Here is a 1889-nt window from a genome sequence, read left to right on the forward strand (position 1 = left end):
GTTTTACCACCGGTTACGCAATTAAGGGACACAGCCTAGTATGAATCATGAGAGTTACCTCGTGTTTTGTATAAGGATTGGACACCCATATCAAAACCGGTAACTCTCAACCTTGCAAGGTCCAGTGTCAGATCAAGTCGCGACTAATACAAATTATAAATTATATAATGAAAATCAAAAATACTTTCTGCCTACATATCCTGATGGCGATCCTGGCTATCCTGTTCCTCAGCGTTCCCCCGCTGGTGAGGACCGCTGATCCAGAGCTGACATTCCAACCACTGATTAAATCAATGGAAGGAACGCAAGCAAAACATGGCGACTATTTCCCATGCTTTACAGGGAAATGCAATTTTCTTTATTGGCGCATCTGAGGTTTCTACTTCCGAAGATGAAAATTACGCCGTTTATAATTACTTCAATAACCAGTTACATCGTCCCTTAGTAGCTTATGGTGATAGTTACGTCGATAGCATCACGCATTTTTTACTGCTCTCGCGTTTTAAAAATGACATTAACGCCAATAGCAAAATTGTTCTGATGTTAGCACCTGATACTTTTTATTCTGAAGGTATTCCTCCGGCCATTTTTGCCAACAACTTCCCCTCATCAGTGTTTAATCCCTTGATGAAGGATATGTTGGCGCGCCCTTTGCTGGTCAAATACTTACGCAATATTGATAAAGAAGATATCAGCCACTTAACCTTCAGCCAGATGGAAATCTATGGCTGGTATCCGGAAATTATCTGGCAGGAAGTGAGTTATCTCTTTGCTAATTTCTGCGAGATGGTAAAAAACGAGTGGTTGGCAATGCTGAACATTACCCCACAACCGGCAAAGCCCTGGCCGGAACAACCCGTCAACCTCATCAATCCGGATTGGGATATGGCTTTGGCCCACGCGCGCGAACTCAACAAATCACGTCAGCAAAGCGCTGACACCCTATGGATGGATAAGTCGATTTTTGCCGACGATAACACGCCGGATGAGTGGGACAACGCGCCAGCAATACCCTCACAGTTGGAAGCTCTGCGGGCGACGGTCAAACTGTTGAAAGCGCGCAACGCCCAGTTTGTGGTGGTGGTTGATCCGATTAACCCCTGGGCGATTAAAAATTCAGAGAAATTCCAGGTAGTCGATCAACAGATCCGAACGATGCTGGAGCAACATCGGGTTCCCTATTTTGATATGTATGCCCAGCCCTATCAGAACGGCTGGAACTGGGATCGTCTGCATCCCACTGAACTGGCTTGGGTTGCCATAGACCGCTTTATTGCTGAGAGTTTTAAACGATGAAAACAGCCATTCGCCTTTTTTTCCTTTATTTCTTTCTGGCGGTCACCATTGTTGCGTGGACCTCTGTTGATGACAGCATGGATTTGAAAGTGCATTTCGAATACCAAAAATTCTGAAGGGTAAATGATGTACAGCTCCGGAACGTTTTTTTCCTTCTGTTTTCATCAGCTCTACTGTTTGCGCTGGTTAACCGCGTATTGCATTATCGGCTGACCTATTTGTCTGCTTTTTCTGTGCTGGCGGCATTTGGCTGGGCGTATATTTTCCAAGGGGATTACCTCATTCCCGTGGTGGTTTTTCTTGGGTTTTATTTCCTTGTCACATTAAAAGAAAAAGGCTGGTTAAAAACCTGGCAGGCCGTCAGTCTGACATTACTTCCTATGTTCCTGGTGAAATTAGATCTCAACAACCACTGGAACATGATTGGCTTGTCATTCATGACCTTCCGTGCCGTTGACGTGCTGCTTTAGGCTTTGTTGAATAAATCAGAACTTGTAACGACTGTGCCCCATCGGGTCGATTGTTACGTGATGCGAATACTGTTCGGCATTCCTAATAGCGTGATCCGGTTAAGCGCTTTGACCATCGCCATG

Annotated in this window: 3 pseudogenes; 2 read left to right on the forward strand and 1 reads right to left on the reverse strand. The window is 45.0% G+C overall.

Going from position 1 to position 1889, the window contains the following annotated elements:
* The first annotated feature begins 167 nt into the window (after positions 1 to 167).
* Both ACTBDZ_RS17380 and ACTBDZ_RS17385 read left to right on the forward strand, forming a co-directional pair.
* Positions 168 to 1296, forward strand: a pseudogene (locus ACTBDZ_RS17380) (D-alanyl-lipoteichoic acid biosynthesis protein DltD).
* A gap of 126 nt (positions 1297 to 1422) precedes the next feature.
* Positions 1423 to 1763: pseudogene (locus ACTBDZ_RS17385) on the forward strand (membrane-bound O-acyltransferase); the annotation flags it as partial.
* A 56-nt stretch (positions 1764 to 1819) separates the two neighbouring features.
* Here ACTBDZ_RS17385 and ACTBDZ_RS17390 read toward each other — a convergent pair.
* Positions 1820 to 1889, reverse strand: a pseudogene (locus ACTBDZ_RS17390) (surface-adhesin E family protein); the annotation flags it as partial.

The organism is Symbiopectobacterium sp. (assembly GCF_051710365.1).
Classification (GTDB): Bacteria; Pseudomonadota; Gammaproteobacteria; order Enterobacterales; family Enterobacteriaceae; genus Symbiopectobacterium.